Raw genomic sequence first — 19,996 nt, forward strand, 5'->3', positions numbered from 1 at the left:
AACACCGTATACTGATCCTGTTGGCGGTGTCGCAAAAACTATTATTCAAGGTACGACAGCGCCAGACGCCATTGACTTTGTTCAAAATGCAAACCTGTTTAAGTCGGCTGATGGTAGTCCGTTTGAAAGCATTCGTGCTGAGTATGAAACCGCGCCTGCTACCGATGCTGCGGCAAATCTTACCGTGCCTATCAAAGTAACCGTGAAATACAAAGATAGTGCTGATATCACGCATACACGTGTGTATAACATCACAGGCAACTTGCATGTATTAGGCAATGTGTTGAAATCTGAAAATGCGCCTCGTGAACAGGAGCTTAAAGATAAGTACACCACTATTACCTTTGTTACTAAGAAAGCGCCTGTTGTAGATGAAGCAGGGCATCCTACGGGTACACAAGAAGATCAAGGACAGCTGTCTGGTGCAAATGACCAGGGAGAACTTCAGTACCTTACCTACAAAACAGCAGGTGCTCAATACGATATTGCTGTTCCAAAAGTATCTGGCCTCGACTACACAGCAAATGGGTATCACTACGTATTTACGGGCTGGAAGAAAACAACCACGAGCGGTACCGCCGCAGCATTGCTTAAAGCAGACGATCGCCAGCTTAGCTTTGATGCTCAAGAAAGTGTTGTGTACGAAGCGCAATACAAAAAGATCTCTTACATTATGACCAAAACGGAAAACGGTACCGTACCGCCTGACAGTGTGGTGGTATCGTTTAAGCCTGCGCCTGGGCGTAAATGGTCGGATGGTTCAACAGGCCCGAAAGTGCTCTACATTAGGAAAGGCATGGATATTTCGCGCCTCGATGAGCACGGCAAGCCTATTAAAGCTAACGACACAACAACGCCTTCAATACTTGATGTATTAGGCGGGAAGTTGTCGGGATACGATCACGACTGGTCGAAATCGTCGATGGAGGGTATCGACCTTATTAATAGCATGAAAGAGCACGGTGCTGCTTTGCCGGCAGGTAGTGCAGACGATGCGTGGAAATCAAACGACGCGTTCCAAGAGTTTGTTGCGCATCAAACGCCGCATAGCGAACCTCAGGTGATAGAGAACTATATTGCTGTTATTCAAAAAACACCCGTGCCATCGCCAAACGACTTTATTAAAAACGACAAAGATCTTAAAGCGCTGCTTATGAAGAACAATGTTGTTGTTCCTGGTAAAGAAAATATTGAGTCGTACACCGTTGAATTTATTGGCACACCGCCATCATCAAATATCGGCGGTACATTCTTGGTACCGCTTAAGGTAACTATTAAGTATCACGATATGGACAAGCCGAAAGAGTTTAAACTGCAATCGCAGCTTAAGGTTATATACGGCGTGTTGTACGGCAAGAATAAACCAAGTAAAGCGAAAGCGCCTATTGATTACCAGGTATTTAATGAGCACTATCGCAAAGTTACCTTTATTACCGACGATAACGAAAAGAACCAACATAAGGGAACTATTATTGGGGATGAAAACAGCAAGTCGGTTGATTACTATGTAGCTAAAGATCAAGAGTTGCGTGTGCGTGTTCCTAAGATTCTCAATCAAGACTACGAACAAGATGGCTACCATTACAAGTTTGTTGGTTGGAAGTTGGTTCCCTCGGCAGATACGGCGGTAAAAGACGATAAGCATGAGCTTACCGATACCGATATTAAGTTTGGAACGTCCAATGCCGACTCGCTCAAAGTGTCTAAAACAGCAGGCGATCTAATCTACAAGGCGGTATATGAGCGCATTAGATATGTAGAAAGCAAGCCCGTTGATGGCACCGTGCCTGCTGATAGTGTAGTAGTATCGTTTAAGCCTGCTCCTGGGCGCAAATGGGCGGATGGTTCAACAGGTCCGAAAGTGCTCTACATTAAGAAAGACACTGATATTTCGTTGATTGATAAGGACGGTAAGCCTGTTAGTGATCCTAATCAAAGCGTGCTTGCCTGGTTGGGTACTCAGCTTCACGATTATGAGGGCGACTGGTCGAAGAGCGACATGGAGGGTATTACTGCAGTAAAAAGCATGAAGGAAGCTCATGACACCAATTCCAAAGCGTGGCTGTCAAAGGATGCGTTCCAAGAATTTGTTGCGCATCAAAAACCTGTGGTAGAGCCTGAAGCGGTATCAGAAATTGTTATTGCTCAAAATGGTAAAGTTCCTACTCTTGAGGAATTTGTTAAGAACCTAAGCGATGTGAAAAATAACAATATCGCATTAGATGATCAGGGTCACCCAATCTTCAAGATAGAAACCATTGGTAAGATGCCTACGTCAAAGGTAGCTGCTACGTATACTATCCCATGGACGATAACGCTGAAACATGCCGATATGGGTGAAACCATTACCTATAAACGCACAACGGTACTGCGCGTAATGGGCGATGTGTATGACGCGACCGACTCGAAAGCCATTATTGACAGCATCACACAAAACGAAACGCCTGATAGTCATGGAAAGACAACACCTCTTACCCAAGCTCAGCAGAAGTTTAAAGACTCATATGCGTGTGTTGTGTTTAATTCTGGCGCACATGGTACGCTCTCGGGCGGAGATACCGATACTACGCTTACGCGCTATGTAAAGACCAAGACCGATATTGATCTTGCGATACCAGGAGTTAATCCACAGCTGGGGCTTGATGATCATGACGGAAAAGGCAAATACGATTACATTTTTGACCATTGGAATGTAGAGGTAATTCCCAATGATCAAGGCGCTGGTGCAGATGGCACAGGAACCCCAGGTGCTGGGGCGCATGATGGAAATACTGCACAGAGACGCAGTAGAAGAAGCGCCGATGTGTTCCCTGCGCACATGCTGTTTGCCGTTGATAATAATCGCAACGGTTCTGGTGTAGGCACGGGTGACAACACTGCTAATCCTGGTGGTACGCCTGAAGAGCGGCTTGCAGCAACCTTGCGCCGTTTGAAGCGCCAGTTTGATACAACGTATCCGCATGCACGCTATCAATTTACTGCTGTTTATAAGAAAGTATATTACGTAACATCGGCAAAAGACGTTGATTCTGTGCCTGCTGGTTTTGTGCCTGTGGTTGCGTTCCCGGCGCCTGGTCATACGTGGGAAGATGGCTCGGTTGATCCAGACATTTACTATGTAAAGAGCGGTGAGTCGTTCGGCGAAAAGCGCCAAGCGTGGGAAAAAGGCCTTGCTAACTTACGAGGCTGGAAGTACTTAGGTGCAAGCGGTAAGCAAATTACCGATCCTGCGGCATTGGCAACGATTGATAGACCCACCAAAGCACTTACGCTTATTGCAGAACAATACGACTTGCCCGAGCTTAAACCTAAGAATGACGTGGTAATTACCGAGGGCGACACAATGCCTTCGTATAACGAGATGGTGGAAGACACGCCACAGATTAATCCTGAGACAGGAACACTGCTTCTTGATCCTCACTCGCAGAATCCTGCAATGATTAACGGTGTAGAGGCATTCTCAACGCTTCAGTTGAACCCTCGTTTTGCAGGTTGGGAAACCGATCGCAACTCGTATGCGAAGCTTCCTACTGATAAGCCGGGTATTTACCGCGTGCGCTTCGGCTTGAAGTATTACACCGATGAACAGGAAATTGATCCCAAGACGAAACAGCCTGTGGTCGAGAATGGCAAAGTAAAGCATAAGGTTGCCATTAAATGGGTTGACGTAAATGTACACATTCTGCCACGCGTTATTACAGAACAAGATTTACCTGCTGACGGCACACGTGAGGCACGTTTTGTTAAAACCAATTACACTAAGGTAACCTACCGCGTAGCGCTGGGCGATCACGGCTTCGTGGCGTCACCGAACACCACGTTCTACGTACGCCGTGGCTACACAATCGATCCGAATGCGCTGCTGAACTTCGACAAAGATAAGCGCGCGAAGCGTTTGCAAGAGATGCAGCAGCACGCTGTCGATCAGAAACAATTGCAGCAAGAAATTGGCGTGCCAAGCGCGATTGCTCAGCCGGGCTATGTGTTCTACGAGTGGCAAAAACTTGCGGCGAACGACAAGGGCGACGTGGTGTATCTGGCACACTTCCACAAGCTGCCTATTACGCATTTCGAGTTTGAAACTAGCACGGAAGCCGAGCAGGAGTTTACAACGCACTTGGTGGGCGATGCGCAAAATCACCCACTGTATAAGCCGAAAGCTGGAACTACCTTACCTGCCGGTGTGAGCCTGAATTGCAATGGAGACACGTGCACAATAAGCGGTACGCCGCACATTACCGATTGGAAGCCAGGCGAAACGCAGCGCGTTATCGAGCTTCACTTCGAGGCCGTTGACCAGCGCGTGACGTATGACGAAAACGGCGTTGCGCAGCGTGCGTATCGCGATACTAATGGCAAGGAACAGCCGGTAACCGATGCATATGGTCGCTCGTCGTTTGGCATACAGAAAGATATCATTGTGAAGTTGGTTGTTCATAAGCCAGCTGAGACACAGCCACCAGCACCCGCGCCTGAACCTGAGCTTACGCCTGAGCAGCTTCCTGAGGTAGGAGCTGAACGTGATACTTACAAATCTACGGGTAAAGCGCGCCATGCTCGGCTTCCTCAAACATCCGATAAAGGTGTAGCAACCAGTGCCGCTGAATTGCTTGGCATGGGTTTTGGTGCGTTAGGTGCGTTTGCGTTTACACGGAGACGCAAACAACGTAAAAATGGAGATGTAAATAAAGATTAATAAAAAGTAAATTTTCGTAAATCTGATAGAAAGCGATTGAAATACATTTCGCTTAAAATGTACACAAAGTGCCTTGCAGTATCTGTGGGGCACTTGTTTTGTATGCGGGGGGGGGGGGCGGATTATAAGATTTTTTACTCCTTGTAACGCTGCAGGTAATATGGGAAATATGCTTGGTTTTGTTGTACGGCAGGTACGTTATAGGCTTGGGCGTCAATGTGTTACGAAGCAGCATTTTATACCACTTTTTTTGCAAAAGATGTTCAAAAAAATTCCATTATTATGCACTTCACGAAACAGTAAAAGAATGTACAATATAGTGTGTTTAAAAGTGAACAATTAAACATTTAGCTTTATGCAACTTATGCGTACCATATGTAGCTTATACGTACTTATGTGTATCAAGCACAGTGATAGGAGTAGTCATGTCCAACAAGCCAACAAAGCACAATATAAAAGCAGAAGCGGTTGTGCCTTCGCGCCCTAGCTCGCGTTTTATGGTGCCTGCGTGTGCCTGTTCAGCCGTGCTTGCAGGTGCTATGCTATTTGGCACGGTACCAGTATTGAATCATTCGTTTGCTTATGCCGATGGCTACGTAGACGGAACCGGTAACAACATTTATTACGGTTATAAAACCGACGCTTCATACACGGAGGCGCGTTTTCATACAGAAGTTACGTACTACGATACACTCGACCATGCAAAGGCTGGCACAGATGAGGGAAAAGATCCGCTTGGCAAATTTGTGCGTGTGCATTATCTGTCAAACTGCAATAAAGAGGGCGGTACGGCGGACGACTGGAGATTTCGTCCTATGTGGTGGTATGGTGTTCCTAAAGGCTTAACAAATGTACAGGAAATTACCTATACGCGCATTGAAAAGCTTACCAATCAGCGCGGTAATCAGCCGTTTAGGCCTGCCGGTTCCTCTCAATTTACCTTCACGGATGGCAATGGTTATGGTGTTGTGTCGCATAAAACCTACCAAACTCCAGAAGACTGGAAAGGCATTTCTAACTTCTATTTTAAAGACGATAAGGTACTGGCCAGCAAAGGCTGGAAGCAGTTGCTTGGAATTGACGGTAAACAAAACAAGGGATACGACAACGCAGGTAATACGGCTGGTCAATGGGAAAGTTATCAAGCAGACACCGACGGTTTGCAAGGCATTTTTGTAGACTGGGAGTCGGCAGGGCAGCGCTTTTACGATATGACCTATGTTGGTGAAATGACCGACACAGCATGGAAAGAGCGCCACACTAATCCGCTTCGTTTTGCTGCGGGTGTTTATCGTTTTGCTGGTAACTGGCATTATGCCGTTGGCCAAAAGCACAATACGCCGCGCATCGCCGACCATATCGACCTGAAGTATCCTGAGCTTACGCCTGTGAAAGATCTTAACAACGTAAGAACCGACGAGCAAAAGACAATTAAAGACAAAATTAAAGACGCTAATAAAGATACGAAATATTATTCGGACTTAGTGGATAAGGTGGAAGTGTCTGATAAGGGTGTAGCGACGATAACCTTCAAAGATACGACCACACGCACAATTTCTGCTGATTTGCTTGTCTTTAAGAATGAAGAAGACAAAGACAAGTACAAGCCCATTATGCCTACTCGTACGCCTGTCGTGAAGCCGTCTAAGCTTACTGAAGCTGACAAAGAGGCGGTAATTGCCGCATTTAAGAATGCCAACAAAGACAACAAAGACTTTAACGGCCATCTGAAAGCGGGCGATGACGCAATCAAATTCAACGATGACGGCACGAAGCTCGTTGTTACGTACCAAGACGGTTCAAAGCTTGAAATTAACGCCTCTGAACTGGTGTGTCAAGGAGCAACGATTGCCGACTGGGCTCCGTACGCTATTCCCGATACAATAGAAGTTGACAACTTGAAACATCTTTCTGAAACGGAAGTAAACAAGATTATTGCGGCATTTGATACTGTTAATACAGGCGTTAAGCCGTATGATGAAGCAAAAGCCAGCAAGGGAAATAAAGCGCCACTTACGGTTGATGCGAATACTGGTAATGTAACTATTACATGGAAAGATGGCTCGCATACCACGATTCCAGGATGGCAGTACTTGAAAGAAAAAGTGAAGACTCCAGCGCCTGAGCCTCAACCCCCTGTAGCTGCAGAAAAAACGTTCTTTGTGGAAACGCCTGACAGACTGTATGGCGTAAACTTTGACCCTTTGAATACGAAGCCTGACGATCTTACTAATGCAGCGAATCGCACCAAGCTTGATGTGTTGAAAGATACACTCAAAGCCATAAAAGGTAAAGACTCAAAGAACAATTCAGAGGTTCCCATTACTGATGTTTTGTATAGCGTTGATGGCGGTAAAGGATACATTACCTTTAAGGCGCAGGGATACAAAGATCGTACGTATCCTATGAGTGTGTTCTTTACGAAAAACGTTACTCCTTACAATCCAAGTTCGTCTACTGTTGGCCCCGATTCCGCCGGGCATACGTTTATCGTGAAAAAATACCCAATAGCAGGTGATACTCCAACTGATGCTGAAAAGAAGGCTGCGCTTAAACAGTTTATTGAAACTAACTGGGATAATGCGTCTGTTGATGGCAGCTCTGATAGTTATACTGGTGGAAAAAATTGGAAGCCAAAGCCAGGCACAAGTGGGATAGGTACTGCTGCAAAAGACGGTTCGGGTATTACAACAATTAGCCTTGGTGCTGGTGGTGATATTGTTGTTAAAGACAATAGAGGTAAAACGTACAATATTGTTCACGACAGCTTGTATGAGAAAAATGCAGTTCCAAAAGATACCACGATCGATGATTTGAAGAAGCAAGCAAAAGCGCTGCTGCAGAAGCGTACACAAGACGGTTTAAGCGACATCGACCTTATGAAGTCGGGTATCGATAATGCAGCAACTTTGAATGATCCTACTTCTGGCATTGATTCAATGAATGATGCAAAAAAGCTTCGTGACTTAATTCGCAAGCTGACCGATGCCAAGAAAGCGGAGTATACCTATTATACGAGTCCAATCGAGATTGACGCTGATCCGAATGCTTCTGGCTTTATGGCAACAGATGATCAGGTTCAAGCCGCGGTAAAAGCGTTCCTGAAAGCAAACTACACCGACACAGGCGCTGCAACAACGATTGATAAGTATGCCATCACTGGTAATAGTGGCACCTTTGACAACATAACGTGGACGCCTAAAGCAGGCACTAAGAATCTTGAGATGAAGTCGGCTACTATGCCAAGTGGTATTGATTCATTTACCCTTAATTATGATGATGGTAAGAGCATTAATTTCATGCATGATGGTAAGGTGCTATTTAATGTACCCGCCAATAAGTTGTACAAGAAGAAGCCAGCTCCTGCGCCAGCACCGTCAGGCGATGAGTTTAATCAGATGAAAAAAGATGCTAAGCAGGCAATTGAGCGTAATCCTAACTTGACGAAAGAGCAAAAAGAGCAATATAAAAACGAGATTGATAACGCGCAAACGCCCGAGGCCATTAAAAAAATTCTCGATAAAGCTGCTCAACAGGGCAAAGCGAACCAAAACGATCCGTCAAAGGCACAAACTATAACGGATAACAAGGGCGGTGGCAACGCAAAGAAAGAAGCCGAAGAGAAGAAGCAAAAAGAAGAGGAAAAGCAAAAAGAACAAAAGCTTCAAGACGACAAAAAGAAAGCTTCTGAGGAGATTGACAACTTTAATAACCTCACGCCCGACGAAAAGCAAAAGCTAAAAGACCAGATTAACGGTGGTGGTACGCCAGGAGATTCGCAAGGGGCCACAACTCCCGAAGCCGTTCAAAAGATTGTCAACAATGCGCAAGCCATCAACGACGCTAAGGGCGCACTGCAAAACGATGCTACTAAGGGCGCGCTACCATTTCTTGATCACGGTAATGCTGCAGACGACAAGAAGGATCAACCCAGTCATGCCGACGACGCTGCTCTTAACGAACTGCTTGGCACGAAGCCGGGTCTGAGTCAAGAGCTTAAAACTCTTGATGATTTACTCAAGAAGACAAATCCTGCAGCCACAGCTGACGAACTCAACAAGGCAGTAACCGCTGCAAAGCAGGCTAATGCAAGCAATGAGCAAAAAGCAAAAGACGCTGCTAACAAGCAACTTACCGAGAAGAAAGATGCGCTTGATAATGCCTACAACGCGCTAACCGATCAGCAAAAGCAGTCAGCTAAAGATAAGTACGATTCTGCTATTAGCGCAATCAATACCGCTAGGGATACTGTTGGAAAAGCCACAACGCCTTCGCAGATTAAAAAGGCACTTGATGATCTGAAAACTGCGATTGATGCCGCAAATGAGGAGATTAACAAGGTTAAAGACAAGCGCGATACAACTGGCAATACAAACGACAACGCAGACGCGCTCACTAAGGAAAAGAAAGAGCAAATTGATCGTATCAACAAAAGCGATCTTCCCGAAGCTGATAAGAAGAAGGCTATCGACGACATTAATGCCGCAACCAAGTTGGGCGATCCAACAGGTATTGCCGATCGCGCGCTGAAAGCCAAGAAGATTGCCGACGCTCTTGCAGCGATTGACAAGCTTGAGCATTTGAATGATGCGCAAAAGAAGGCGTATAAAGATATCATCAACACTACTGATGCGCATAACATCAAAGATGACGACGGTAAGGAAACTGGCAAGGACGACATCGACAACGCGCTTGCTGATGCTATCGCAACCGATACTGCTATGGCTCGTCTTGAGAAGCTGAAAAAAACAGCTGATGATTTCTCCAACGGAGATACATACAAGAATTTCGCCGATCAAACTAAAAAAGATACGTTTGAAGCCGCTTACAAAGCTGCTAAGGATGTTCTTGATAAGGCTAAGGGCGACGCCAAAGGTGCAGATGAAGTTAACACCATCTACAACAAGCTTCTAAAAGCAATGCAGGTCATTGACCCAAGTATTAAGGGCGCGGGCGTTAATACCGATGCGCTAAGCAAAGAAATTGAAGCCGACAAGGCATTGAAGCCCGATGATAACGCGAATCCTAAGACGCCGGGCAAGCCTCTGTACACAACGGCCTCTAAGGATAAAAAAGCTGCCTTTGAACAGGCGCTTACTGAAGCGGAAGCGGCATTGAAGACGGCCGAAGATGAAAATAAGGAGCATGAGCAGCCAGGTAAAACTCCACGCACTGCCGAGCAGGAAGCTGCCGCGCAAAAAGCGGTAGACGACGCACTTCAGAAACTTGAAGATGCTCGTCGGGCGCTTGATGGTGTAGATACGAAGCCCCTTGAAAAAGCCATTGCTGCTGTCGACCCTACCCATAAAACCGACAAGTATAAAAATGCTGATGAAGACAAACAGCAGGCATATGACGCGGCAATTGAAGCTGGAAAGCAGCTGCTTCAGCAATTAGCTGCGGGTGGCGGCGCTGGTGGTGGTGCTGGCGCAGGCGCGCTTACGACTAAAGAGCAAAAACAGTCAGCTCTTGATGCTGCGTTGAAGCAGATTAACGATACGTATGCTGCGCTTAATGGGCATTTTTCTCCTGGATTCCGTCCGTGGTATCCCGATGATGACATGCCAGAACCTGCGCCACAACCAGGCGCTATGACAGGCGCGCAATCTCCTGAATCGTCTGCAGCGACAGATGCTCATGGCAAGCATATACAGCTGCCAAAAACAGCTGACGCGGCACCTTTAGGTGCGTTTGCGCTGATAATGTCTGCTACTGCTGGTGTAGTTGGTGCAGGAGCGCTCCGCCGCAAAGTAAAGAACGCTCGCCATAGCAAACGCTAATATCGCTGCTGGCGCGATGAGTGCCACGCGTGTGAGCGCGCCATATGCGTTGCAACGTGGCAATATTCAATCGCGCTTCATAGCCATGGTGCTACAAGAAATATAATGCGTGCTCCCTTGTAAGGAGCACGCATTATTTTCTCCATTTTTGTAAGTTTACGTGACGATATAATGAGCAGTTGCAGTGAATCAGCTGCAGTGAAGTTGTGATTTGTGCACACGTTTCTCACGCGTAACGCTGCTAGTGGTGGTGCGTTCTTCAATTAGTAACGCTATCCGTTGCTTCGCGTTTCTCAATAGCTACATCGTTAGTCGCGGCACGTTCCCCACAAGCTAGGTCGTCAGTAGCGGCACGTTCCCTACATGCAACGCTATCAGCTGCTCATGTTTTCCATGAGCAGCATTGTCAGTTGTTGCACGTTTCCCACGAGTAACGTCGTCAGTAGCGGCATGCTCCTCACCAGAACAAGTACAAGCGGTTGCGTTATCTCGTTTTCGCAGTTAGTTTTTGTCTTTTTGCTTTGACCCTGCTGTAAATCCGGCTTTATATCCAATAACAGCCGCTGCAATAATAACAGCGACAATAATAATCACAGATAGCACGTGCATAATAATAACTTCCGGCGATCCCACAATATATCCTTTCGTTTTGTTTTGTGACGTGTATTATTATAGCGGTTCTAGCAAAATTGTGGAAAGTGCGCGAGCTTTGCCCGTTTCGCTTGCAAATTTCTTCATGCGTGGCGTAAAATGCAAAAGCTATGTAAATATTCCGCTACTTAAGAGAGCCGGTGCATCAAGCTTAATCGCGTAAGCGGCCTGCCGAGGTGGTATGTGAAATTTCACGATGTTTCACGACTCCTAACTTAACGCGGGGAGTCGTTTTTATACGAAGCCTCCAAGCGGATACGCTGCTACGAAAGGAGGTGTCTTGTATGCCAAATGCCCAGAACAAAGCAATGATGGATTCCATTAAAGCCGACATCGACGGACTGAACGCCGCATGGGTTGTTGACTATCGCGGACTTACCGTTAAAGAAGTTGAAACCTTGCGTAATGCTATTCGCGAAGCTGATGCGTCTATGAAGGTATATAAAAATACCTTAGTACGCATTGCGCTTAACGAGCATGACGTTACCTGCCTTGATGCAATTTTGGAAGGCCCATCTGCGTTTATCTTCTGCAAAAACGATCCTGTTGCGTCTGCAAAAGCGCTTACCGAATTTGCAAAAGGTAACGAAAAGCTTGTTATCAAAGGCGGAATTATGGAGGGCAATTTCGTAAGCCCTGAAGAATTCCAAGCAGTTGCTTCGCTTCCTACGCGCGAGGAACTGTACGCAAAAATTGCTGGCGCTATTTCTGGCGTTGCACGCGGACTGGCTGTGTCCATCAACGGCGTGCCCAGTGGTCTTGCACAATCTATCAACCAGGTATCAGAAAAGAAATCGGCTGCTTAAGCGTTTTTCTGAGGTTGAGAGCAGCATGATTGCTGCATAAGCGCACGAAACGGGTGCGCGCGATAATGGCGCACATCATGGTGCGTACGACAATGAACACACAGCCTATTGAAAGGAAAAAATTATGGCTGCAACTAAAGAAGAAATTATTGAGGCTTTAAAAGAAATGTCTCTTCTTGAGGCTTCTGAGCTCGTAAAAATGATCGAAGAAACATTTGGCGTTTCAGCTGCTGCTCCTGTTGCTGTTGCTGCTGCTGGTGCTGCTGCTGGTGCTGACGCTGGTGCTGAGGAAAAGACTGAGTTCGACGTTATCCTCGAAGGCTTTGGCGACAACAAGATTGCTGTTATCAAGGTTGTTCGTGAGATTACGGGCCTTGGTCTTAAGGAAGCTAAGGAAACCGTTGAGGGTGCTCCTAAGCCTGTTGCCGAGGGTGTTGCTAAGGAAAAGGCTGAAGAAATCAAGGCTAAACTTGAAGAAGCTGGCGCTGCTGTTACCCTTAAGTAGTAGGTGCTGCTGCTGAAATTTTGCGTAGAAGGTGCCGCTTGTGGTTGCGGTGAAGGCGCTGCTTGTGGTTGCGTAGAAAGTGCCGCTGCAAGTTTCTTATGGAAACTGACAACCGCACGCTTACGTAGCAGGTGGCGCTTGTGCTTTCTACATCAGAGATGCTAACAACACGTCTGTTTTTACAGTACTGTTGTTTTATACCAATCCCATCAAACGTGTTTTATTAATGCGTTGGTGGGATTTTTATTGCTTGTTTTCTCTGAACAGATACGACATACAACCCTTGATTTCGCTCGGTACCAGCAATCAGCTTGCAGAGTTGTAAAGATTTTTATGTATGCTGTACGTGTTCCAAAGCCCAGATACGTTATAATTGTAACGTTCAATAATCTTTTTAGTAACAATTTGCTTTTTGGAAGGAGCACATTATGCAGCAGCCCCGCTATTTTTACGATTCATGGCACGATATAACCTCGTCACCTGGCTGGTTTGTGACAATTCTGAAACTCGCGCTTGTTTTGTTGATCCCTATTTTTGGCGCTATTGTTGTGTACGGATATTTGTACACGTGGGCGCGCGAGCGTGCATGGGGTATCAATCAGCCTATGCCACGTCGCATTTTCGAAAACAAAGATGGGAAGTTGTATTCGCGCGGTGGCTTAATTTTTATCATTTCGATAATCGTTGCAGCGGTTTCGTCATTGTTCCTTAATATTGATATGCTCGCAAGCGTAACGCGTATTTCGCAAATGCTTGCTTATTCTCCTCAGTCGTTCAGCGATCCGAACGTTCTGTTTAGCATGCTTCCGTTATATGTGGTACCCCATTCGGGCTTATTCGGCATGGTTGTTTCGGTAATTTTAACGATTGTTGGCTGGATTATGAGCATGCGCATTGCCATTTACGACTCGTTTAACGCGGGTTTTCGTCTTGATAAAGTATGGAAAATGCTTACGCACAACATCCTGGGTATTTTGAAAGTCTGGCTGGTATCTTTTATAGCTACTGTTGTTGTTACGATTATTGGATCCATCGTAGCGTGCCTGATAGTGATAATTCCGCTGGTGGTATTTTTTGCCATGAGTGGTGCTACGGTTAATGCTGCTATTGCTGCGATATTTCTTATTATTCCGCTGGTGCTGCTTGCTGTTTATGTTGCTATGGTCTTTGGCATGATTGAAAATGCGCTGGTCATTCGCGCATTGGGTTATTGGACGGAAACGTTTAATGTACCTGAGTGGGGAAGTTATGCCGAGCCTTTACCATTCGAGAAAGATGAAGCCGCGCAGCGTCTTTAGTATGCTGCTGCATGAACATCGTTAAATGTCCGTAAGCTGTTGCGTGACGTGGCATTATGAGAACAGACACCTGGATATCTAGGTGTCTGTTCTGCGTTTAGTGCATCTATGTGTTGGAAATACCGTCAAGAAATGCCTGTGAGTGCTGCTTATATTTAAGCATTTGCGTTTGACGTGTTTGCATGTGAAGCATCTGGTGACGTGTTTGCATGTGAAGTTCCTACATTAAGAGTCTTCTTGTTTGAAGCGCTTGTATTTTCACCATGTTCAGGTCGAATCATAAGCGCGCGCATGGCGTTCAAAATGGCAATGACGGTTACGCCTACGTCGCCAAATACCGCCATCCACATGTTTGCGATACCAATAATAGGAAGTGCAAGAATCATCACAGCCAGTTTCACGCCCAGTGCAAATACAATGTTTTGCCACACGATGCGCACCGTTTTACGCGACAGATTGATAGCGAACGGAATTTTTGAAAGTTTGTCGTCCATAAGTACCACGTCGGCGGCTTCGATAGCAGCGTCGGTGCCAAGCGCGCCCATGGCAATTCCGATATCTGAGCGCATTAGAACGGGCGCGTCGTTAATGCCATCGCCAACAAAGGCAAGTTTTCCCTTTTCAGAAGTGGTTTTAAGCAGTTCTTCCACGCGGCTTACTTTGTCTTGCGGTAACAGTTGCGCACAATACGAGTCAACACCCAGCTTCTGTGCAACCATTTCGGCAGTTTCGGCGCGATCGCCTGTAAGCATGACCACTTTCTCCACGCCCGCCTTGTGAATGTGAGTAATTGCATCGATGGCCTCGGATTTTATCATATCGGCAATAACAATGTGGCCAATGTAGGAGCCGTCAAGTGCAACATGCAGCACCGTTCCCATCAGTTCGCAGCCCGACCAGCTGATGCCTTCTTCTTCCATAAGGCGCGTATTTCCTACAACTACCTGGCGATTTCCAATGCGTGCACGAATGCCAGCGCCGCCCTCTTCCACTACATCTTCCACGTGCGATGAATCAATTTCACCCTCGTAGGTTTGTTTTAGCGAAAGCGCGATGGGGTGATCGGAGTATGCTTCCGCGTGCGCAGCCATAGAAAGTACCAGGTCGGGGTCGACACCTGATTGCGGATGAATGGCAACTACACTAAAAGTGCCGTTGGTAAGCGTTCCCGTTTTGTCGAAAACCATGGTTTCTACCTGGGCAAGCGACTCAAGATAGTTTGAACCTTTAATAAGAATGCCAGCACGCGACGCCGCGCCAATGCCTCCGAAGAACGACAGTGGAACGCTGATAACCAGCGCGCAGGGGCAGCTTACTACCAAGAAAATGAGCGCGCTTTGAATGGCTTGCGACCAGCTGGTTTGCAGCACAAAGGGGCTAGCCAGTGCGATGAGCAGGGCAATTACAACCACAACGGGTGTATAAAAACGTGCAAAACGCGTGATGAAGTTCTCGGTACGCGCTTTTTTCTCGCTGGCAGTTTCTACCAGTTCAAGAATGCGTGCAACACTTGATTGCTCGAAAGGTTTCAGCGCCTCAACGTGCAACGGAGCGTTCATGTTTACGCAACCGCTGGTTACAAGCGCGCCTTCCTCAACCACGCGCGGAACGCTTTCGCCTGTGAGAGCCGACGTGTCAAGCTGGCTTTTCCCTTGCAGCACCTTGCCGTCAAGAGGGATGCGCTCACCAGGTTTTACAACGAACACATCGCCCACATTCACGTCGTAGGGGTCAACTTGCACCAGTTCACCGTTCTGCTCGATGTTCGCGTAGTCGGGCGCGATGTCCATCATGTCGGCAATCGACTTGCGTGTCTTGCCAACCGCATACAACTCGAACCATTCTCCCACCTGGTAAAATATCATTACCGCAGCGCCTTCTGCCATGTGTGGCTGGCTTTCGGGGAAGAACACCAGCGCAAACGCTCCGATGGTGGCGATTACCATCAAGAAGTTTTCGTCAAGAACCTGACCATGGGTTATGCCGTGGACGGCTTTTGCGATGACGTCATACCCAGCAATGAGGTAGGGTATAAGGAAAAGCGCGAACTCGGCATACAGATCGTAGGGCTCAGCGAAAAATGCGTGCAAAGGCAGCAGCTCAATAACAATAAAGAAGAAGAGTGCAACGCCTATGCGCAGGAGTGTCTTTTTTTGTTTTGCAGTCATATGTGTCCTTTACAGAGATCGTGAGCGTACGATAAGGCGGCTGGTGAGGCGGCGCTGGCGCGGCGCGGGTTGCGATGGCGGTTGCGATTGGCACGCCGGTGCCAGTGTTGGTGCCAGTGCCAGTGTTGGTGCCGGTCCAGGTGCGGGTTGCGCTGCTGGTCCAGGTGCTGGTGCTCGTTGCTAACCAGCAGCGCCGTTCCCGTTCCCGCTGGTGAGCCCCACCATTATCCGCGAGCGTTACGCGCGAAACGTGCAATCAGGCTCTATGGCATTGAATGTTTTTTTCGCAAGTGCATACGCTTCTTCGTACTTGTCGTCTTGCGCTTCAAGCGTAAAGCGCATGGAAAGTGCATTTACTTTTGCGTCCTCTATCAGCGGTGACTTTTTGAGTGTTTCCTCAATTTTGCTACCGCAGTTCGGGCACAATTCTCCGTCTAGCCTAATTACTCGTTTCATGGTTGTAGTTCCTTTCCCCTGATAGTGCTTATGTTGTGGTTACCTTCTGTTTTGTGGTTACCTTCCCGTTCCCACAAACAGATGATTATGTTGTCGTTCGTGGCAGCAGAGCTACACTCACTAGTAGCTGAGTCACAATCGCATTGACCCTTTGAGCGCATAGCCAGCACATTGTGTTCCTGTTCTGCTGATCACATGCATAACCTGCAGATCAAGTATCAAACATTATTCGCAGATATGAGTCATACCTTGCGCGATCATGGTGTATACATGGTCGTCAGCCAGCGAATAGACGATATTTTTGCCATCACGACGGAATTTGACCAGATGAGCCTGTTTAAGGAGCCGCAGCTGGTGCGAGACTGCACTTTGAGAAACTCCAAGAGCATGCTCGATGTCGGCTACGCAAAATTCGCGTCCAAGCAGCAAATACAAAATGCGAATGCGTGTGGTGTCGGACAGCGCTTTAAACAGATCCGCTAGTTCGTAGAGAATTTCTTCCTCAGGCATCTCTTCAAATGCATCGGTGGTGCTGGCGTTAGCGCTTCCAGTAGTACTAGCAGCGTTGGTAGTTTCGGTAGTACTCGTGGCACTGGCGGTTGCAGTAGCGCTGGCAAAGCGCCCGTTTGCACTGGTAGCGTTGGTGTTATTAGCAGTGGACTCGTTGACGCGTTGCGCTGTTGGTGCAGATTGTCCAGATTGTTTATCAGGTGTGTTTTGTTTCGTGCTCATTTTGCAATGCCTTTCAAGGTATCCTTACCAACATTCATGTTTAATTGTCGCTTCACTCTTCCTTTCCAACAACATATGTTCATCTGTTCATATGTTGATATTATCACGAGACTAAAATCTGTCAAGGTATGTTTTTAAGTTGTCATAAAGCATGGTGAAACATGACGAAACGAAACAAGCAGCCAACGCTTTCATTATTCATGGCATTTCGTGGTGTTTATTTTTCTTTGAGAATGATATATTAACAATGAGATGAGGAGAGGTCATCGAAAGGGGTTGGCTATGGCTGTGCAAAATAACAGGGCTTTTGTGCGTTCTGTTAATATATCAAAAAGCAAGGGAACGCGTAAAACGCCAGTTGGAGATATGCCTGTAACGGTAAAAAAGCAATGGGGAATTGCTGAGGATGCTCATGCTGGCCATTGGCACCGACAAGTTTCGTTTTTGGCTGAGGAGTCTATTGAGCGCGCCCGTGACATGGGTCTTAATGTTAAAGAGGGAGATTTTGGCGAAAATTTCACAATTGAAGGTGTGAATTTGCTCGCGCTTCCTTTAGGTACACACGTGAAAATTGGCAATGACGTTCTTGTAGAAATTAGCCAGATAGGTAAAGTGTGTCATACGCGTTGTGCCATTTATCATTTAGCTGGTGATTGTATTTTCCCTCGTGAGGGTATTTTTGCTGTTGTCTTGCAAGAGGGCACGGTACGCGCTGGTGACGAGTTTAAGATTGTGTCTATCGGCGATGGAACATGTGCCTATTCGCCTGATGATGCTATTCGCGAAGTAGAAGCAGCTCGTTTAGCTGGTACGTTATAGCAATAAAGCGTGAGGCGCTCATTGCGCGTTCGGGTTGTTGCTTGGTACGGATACACAGGAACGGTGCGCGCGTTTTGCTTACTGCTCGCGATGTGCGGAAACGATGTTATGTGGCGTGGATGTACGTGGGTGTTGTTCGGTGCGATACGGGGAAACGGTGCACCTGGATTGCTGTTTGGTGTAACGCACTGACTGTTGTTTGTTCACTTCCGATCTTGCTGCTTGCTCATTCACGTTCCTGCTGGTCAACCTTGCAACCTCGTCCGCACGCATGCGCGTCGCGTAAACGCCTACAATTCTCAAACATACAAAAAGAAGCTCGTCCGCACGCATGCGCGTCGCGATTTTCTGCTATTACGGAGAATTCGTAGTTTAATGGAATGGCAACATTTTTGTGCGCAAACATAGTGGATAATACGCTAGGTCGAGACATACGACCGTCAGTCAACTATATTCGTGACGAAAGGCGGATCTATGAGCGAAAAAACAATCCCTACTATGGGAGGCGCCGACAATCCCGAGGCTGTGTACGATGCACGAACGCTGGGAGCGCCAAAAATGGTTCTCTTTGGTTTCCAACATATGTTTGCAATGTTTGGAGCCACTATCTTGGTTCCCATTCTTACGGGATTACCAGTTTCAACAACACTTTTATTTGCCGGACTTGGAACATTATTGTTCCATTTTTTTTCGCAAGGGAAAGTGCCCGCGTTTTTAGGCTCCTCCTTTGCCTTTATCGCAGGTTATGGCGTTGTTGCTCCTAACAAAGACCCTGAAATGTTGCCGTATGCCTGCTTAGGTGTGGCATGTGCCGGAATTTTGTACCTTATATTATCGGCGCTGTTCAAAGCATTCGGAACGGCACGCGTTATGCGTTTCTTTCCACCTGTCGTAACAGGACCTATTGTTATTGCAATTGGACTGACACTTGCAAGCTCAGCCGTGAACAATTGCTCTAAGAATTGGTTTATTGCTATTGTTGCCATTGCTATTATTGTTGTGTGCAGTATCTGGGGTCGCGGCATGATTCGCATTATCCCCATTCTACTAGGCGTTATTGGTTCGTATGTGGTGGCGGCGTGCATGGGTGTTGTCGATTTTCAGCATGTTATTGATGCACCGTGGATTGGCTTGCCGCTTGAGTGGAACAAAACGGTGTTCGCACTTTTCGGAGGTGGTATAAACGGCGGCCTTGCCATAAGCGCCATCATCGCGATTGTGCCGCTTGCCTTTGCAACGATGGTTGAACATATCGGCGACATTTCTGCCATTAGTTCAACGGTGAACAGGAACTTTATTGCCAATCCTGGTCTGCATCGTACACTGCTTGGCGATGGCCTTGCAACTATTGCAGCGTCGCTGTTTGGTGCGCCGGCGAACACGACATACGGCGAGAACACGGGTGTGCTTGCTTTAACGAAGGTGTTCGATCCGCGCGTAGTGCGCATTGCGGCGCTGTTTGCAGTGTTGTTCTCGTTCTGCCCGAAATTTATTGCACTTATCGAAGTAATGCCTGCTTGCGTGGTTGGCGGTGTGTCAATTGTGCTGTACGGCATGATTTCTGCGGTTGGTATTCGTAACTTGGTTGAAAACCATGTCGACTTTATGAAAAGCCGCAACGTGCTTATAACAGCGCTGATCATCGGCCTTTCGATTGGTGTTGCGTATAGCGCTCAAAAGGCAATTGCCTTTGAAGTGGGCGGTGCTGTGATTACGTTATCGGGTTTGGCGATAGGCTCAATTGTGGGAATCGTCTTGAACTCTGTATTGCCTGGTAAGGACGCGTTTGTGGCGGTTGATGGTACAAGCGTTGAAGGCGACACGCGTGCAAACGAGCCGCAAGCTGGGCAAATGCCGTTGGAAGGACCTCACACACAACCTGAATAACAGGATTGTGAACGGAGCGAGCGCGGGAGTAGCGCGTGCGGGAGTGGCGCAGGAACGTGCTCAGGAGCGCGTTCGAGTTCGCGAACGGGCTTGAGTTTGCGCGCAAGCTCGTCTTTGGGAACGTGTCTGCGCGGAAACGTAGCTTGATATGCAACTTGGCGTGTGTTTTCTCTTGGGAGATTCAAACACGCAAGGTGT

11 protein-coding genes are annotated in these 19,996 nt (G+C 47.2%); 7 read left to right on the forward strand and 4 right to left on the reverse strand.

The window, feature by feature from the left end; genetic code table 11:
- Both HMPREF3190_RS07595 and HMPREF3190_RS03910 read left to right on the forward strand, forming a co-directional pair.
- Positions 1–4,696, forward strand: a 4,696-nt coding sequence (locus tag HMPREF3190_RS07595; protein WP_449676162.1) for a hypothetical protein, incomplete at its 5' end; no start/stop codon positions are given.
- A 425-nt stretch (positions 4,697–5,121) separates the two neighbouring features.
- Positions 5,122–10,476: a GA module-containing protein gene (locus HMPREF3190_RS03910; protein WP_066780597.1), complete on the forward strand. Its 5,355-nt coding sequence runs from the start codon at positions 5,122–5,124 to the stop codon at positions 10,474–10,476.
- Between the two features lie 501 nt (positions 10,477–10,977).
- Here the strand turns inward: HMPREF3190_RS03910 and HMPREF3190_RS07600 are convergent.
- Positions 10,978–11,109 (reverse strand): hypothetical protein, encoded by a 132-nt coding sequence (locus HMPREF3190_RS07600; RefSeq protein ID WP_449676164.1) that lies wholly within the window; start codon positions 11,107–11,109, stop codon positions 10,978–10,980.
- Positions 11,110–11,411: 302 nt separating this feature from the next.
- Between HMPREF3190_RS07600 and rplJ the strand changes: the two genes are divergently transcribed.
- From rplJ to HMPREF3190_RS03925, 3 genes are all read left to right on the forward strand, one after another.
- Complete coding sequence (gene rplJ / locus HMPREF3190_RS03915; protein ID WP_066780599.1) at positions 11,412–11,933, forward strand: 50S ribosomal protein L10; 522 nt, start codon at positions 11,412–11,414, stop codon at positions 11,931–11,933.
- A gap of 124 nt (positions 11,934–12,057) precedes the next feature.
- On the forward strand, positions 12,058–12,438 hold the full coding sequence (gene rplL, locus HMPREF3190_RS03920) for a 50S ribosomal protein L7/L12 (protein WP_066780600.1): 381 nt from the start codon (positions 12,058–12,060) through the stop codon (positions 12,436–12,438).
- A gap of 428 nt (positions 12,439–12,866) precedes the next feature.
- On the forward strand, positions 12,867–13,736 hold the full coding sequence (locus HMPREF3190_RS03925; RefSeq protein WP_066780601.1) for a DUF4013 domain-containing protein: 870 nt from the start codon (positions 12,867–12,869) through the stop codon (positions 13,734–13,736).
- Between the two features lie 155 nt (positions 13,737–13,891).
- Here HMPREF3190_RS03925 and HMPREF3190_RS03930 read toward each other — a convergent pair whose 3' ends face one another.
- The 3 genes from HMPREF3190_RS03930 to HMPREF3190_RS07430 all read right to left on the reverse strand — a co-directional run bounded on the left by HMPREF3190_RS03930 (position 13,892) and on the right by HMPREF3190_RS07430 (position 16,870).
- Complete coding sequence (locus HMPREF3190_RS03930; RefSeq protein ID WP_082715149.1) at positions 13,892–15,904, reverse strand: heavy metal translocating P-type ATPase; 2,013 nt, start codon at positions 15,902–15,904, stop codon at positions 13,892–13,894.
- 237 nt (positions 15,905–16,141) lie between these two features.
- Positions 16,142–16,360, reverse strand: coding sequence for a cation transporter (locus HMPREF3190_RS03935; protein WP_066780603.1), 219 nt, complete (start codon positions 16,358–16,360; stop codon positions 16,142–16,144).
- 225 nt (positions 16,361–16,585) lie between these two features.
- Positions 16,586–16,870: a metalloregulator ArsR/SmtB family transcription factor gene (locus tag HMPREF3190_RS07430; RefSeq protein ID WP_066780764.1), complete on the reverse strand. Its 285-nt coding sequence runs from the start codon at positions 16,868–16,870 to the stop codon at positions 16,586–16,588.
- A 504-nt stretch (positions 16,871–17,374) separates the two neighbouring features.
- On the opposite strand from HMPREF3190_RS07430, the gene HMPREF3190_RS03945 reads away from it, so the two are divergent.
- Both HMPREF3190_RS03945 and HMPREF3190_RS03955 read left to right on the forward strand, forming a co-directional pair.
- Positions 17,375–17,911: an MOSC domain-containing protein gene (locus HMPREF3190_RS03945; protein ID WP_156425709.1), complete on the forward strand. Its 537-nt coding sequence runs from the start codon at positions 17,375–17,377 to the stop codon at positions 17,909–17,911.
- Positions 17,912–18,385: 474 nt separating this feature from the next.
- A complete protein-coding gene (locus tag HMPREF3190_RS03955) occupies positions 18,386–19,798 on the forward strand; it encodes a uracil-xanthine permease family protein (RefSeq protein WP_066780610.1) in 1,413 nt (470 codons plus the stop codon).
- Positions 19,799–19,996 lie beyond the last annotated feature (198 nt).

Source organism: Umbribacter vaginalis, from assembly GCA_001552935.1.
GTDB classification, from domain to species: domain Bacteria; phylum Actinomycetota; class Coriobacteriia; order Coriobacteriales; family Eggerthellaceae; genus Berryella; species Berryella vaginalis.